This window comes from Planomonospora parontospora, assembly GCA_014647935.1.
GTDB classification, from domain to species: Bacteria; Actinomycetota; Actinomycetes; order Streptosporangiales; family Streptosporangiaceae; genus Planomonospora; species Planomonospora parontospora.
The window spans coordinates 1-2,674 of sequence record BMQD01000076.1; the positions used below are offsets into that span (position 1 = coordinate 1).

At 71.9% G+C, this 2,674-nt stretch carries 2 protein-coding genes; both read right to left on the reverse strand.

Annotation, left to right across the window (positions count from 1 at the left end; all coding sequences use genetic code 11):
• On the reverse strand, positions 1-1,492 hold a 1,492-nt coding region (locus tag IEZ07_RS35145), incomplete at its 3' end, for a type I polyketide synthase (protein ID WP_301549386.1).
• Positions 1,493-1,499: 7 nt separating this feature from the next.
• The coding region (locus IEZ07_RS35150; protein ID WP_301549387.1) for a type I polyketide synthase at positions 1,500-2,674 on the reverse strand (1,175 nt) is incomplete at its 5' end.

A 2,674-nucleotide genomic window follows, 5' to 3' on the forward strand; every position in this document is an offset into this window, starting at 1 on the left:
GCCGCCCCGCCTGCGCCCGCAGCGCCTCCACGCTCTTACCGGACACCACCAGCGGCACCACTGGCGGCATCGGAATCCGCCCAGGCGCGGGCATCGCCCCGGACACGGGCACGGGTGACGCCTCCGCCTCCGCAGAGGGCTCCTCCGTCGCGGGCGCCTCCTCGATGATGACGTGGGCGTTGGTGCCGCTGATGCCGAAGGAGGACACGCCCGCCCGGCGCGGATGACCGTTCCGCTTCCACTCCCGCACCTCGGTCAGCAACTCCACCCGGCCCGCCGACCAGTCCACGTTCGGCGACGGCCCGTCCACGTGCAACGTCTTCGGCATGACCCCGTAACGCATCGCCTGAATCACCTTGATGATTCCCGCGGCGCCGGCGGCGGCCTGGGTGTGGCCCATGTTCGACTTGATCGAGCCCAGCCAGAGCGGCCGGTCCTCCGGCCGGTCCTGGCCGTAGGTCGCGATGACGGCCTGCGCCTCGATCGGGTCACCCAGCCGGGTCCCCGTACCGTGCGCCTCCACCATGTCGACGTCCGCGGCCGTCAGGCCCGCTCCGGCCAGTGCCTGCTGGATCACCCGCTGCTGGGAGGGACCGTTCGGCGCGGTCAGCCCGTTGGAGGCGCCGTCCTGGTTGATCGCCGTACCCCGCACGATCGCCAGCACCGGATGCCCGTTGCGGCGCGCGTCCGACAGCCGCTCCAGCAGGAGTACGCCCGCGCCCTCGCCCCAGCCGGTGCCGTCGGCACCTGCGGCGAAGGACTTGCACCGGCCGTCGGGGGCCAGACCCCGCTGCCGGCTGAACTCGACGAACACCTCCGGCGTCGCCATGACCGCCACGCCGCCGGCCAGCGCCAGCGAGCACTCCCCGGACCGCAGCGCCTGCGCCGCCAGGTGCAGCGCCACCAGCGACGACGAGCACGCCGTGTCCACGGTGACGGACTGGCCCTCCAGCCCCAGGGCGTAGGAGATGCGGCCCGACACGATGGCGCCTGCGGCGCTGTTGAAGGCGTAGTCGTGGTACATCATCCCGGTGAACACGCCGGTCCGGCTGCCCTTCAACGACGCCGGATCGATCCCCGCCCGCTCGATCGCCTCCCACGACGTCTCCAGCAGCAACCGCTGCTGCGGATCCATGTACAGCGCCTCGTTCGGACTGATCCCGAAGAACCCCGGATCGAACTCCGCCGCGCCGTACAGGAAGGCGCCTTCACGGGCGTAGGTCTTGCCCTCCACACCGGGCTCGGGGTCGAACAACCCCTCGACGTCCCAGCCTCGGTCCGGCGGGAACTCCCCGACCGCGTCCGTCCCGTCCGCCACGAGCCGCCACAGGTCGTCCGGCGACTCCACGCCGCCCGGATACCGGCACGCCATCCCCACGACCGCGATCGGCTCACGCAGCGAAGCCAGTAGGTTCCGGTGCTCGGCTCTGATCCGCTCCGTCTCCTTCAGGGACGTACGGAGCGCCTTGACAAGCTGCTCTTCGTTGGCCATCTCGAAGTCACGCCCCTTGAGTCGCGTCGGTGGCGTCGACACCGTCGAGCGCCATGTTGATCAGGCTCTCCAGGTCCATGTCGTCGATGGACCCGTGCGTGCCGTCCGCCTCCGATGCGGACTCGGTGGATCGGGCTCCGCCCAGTTCGAGGAGAACGTCCATCAGCCCGGCGTCTCGGAGCTTGGTGAGCGGAATGCTCTCCAGGATCCGGCGGATCCGCTGCTCGCCGGAGTCATGGCCGTTTCCGGCGCCCAGGTCGGGTGCCAGTTCGGAACCGAGGTGAGCGGCCAGGACCATGGCGTTCGGATAGTCGAACACCAGCGTCGGCGGGAGTCGCAGTCCGGTGACCTCGTTGAGCCGGTTGCGGAACTCGACCGCGGAGAGGGAGTCGAAGCCCAGTTCCTTGAACGCCATCTCGGGTTCGACCGCCTCCGGGCCGGCGTGGCCGAGGATGCCTGCGACGTGCGTGCGAACCAGTTCCAGCAGGGCGGCTTCGCGTTCCCGCGCACCCAACCCGGCCAACCGACGACCCAACCCGCCCGCACCACCACCACCGCCGCCACCGGCCGCACGCCGCCGCGCCACCGGCACCAACCCCGCGAACACCGACGGCAACCCCGCCCCCGCCGACGCCAGCACCCGCACATCCAGCCGCACCGCCACCACCGCCGCCGCGTCCGCCCCCGCCACCGCATCCAGCAACGCCAGCCCCTGCTCCGGCGCCAGCGCCCCCATCCCCATCCCCGCCATCCGCCGCACCTGCGCCGCCTCCAGCCCGGCACCCATCCCGCCACCGGCCCACAGACCCCACGCCACCGACTGCGCCGCCAACCCCCGCGCCCGCCGATACACCGCCAACCCGTCCAGGAACGCGTTCGCCGCCGCATAATTGCCCTGACCCGCATTGCCCAGCGTCCCGGCCAGCGACGAGAACAACACGAACGCCGACAGATCCAGGCCCGCCGTCAACTCGTGCAGATACCAGGCCGCGTCCGCCTTCGGCCGCAGCACCGCATCGATCCGCTCCGGCGTCAGCGCCGCCACGACCCCGTCGTCCAGCACCCCGGCCGCGTGCACCACACCCCGCAGCGGATACTCGGCGGGAACCGCCGCCAGCAGATCCGCCAGCGCCTGCCGGTCGGCCACGTCACACGCCGCCACCGTCACCCGCGCCCCCAGCG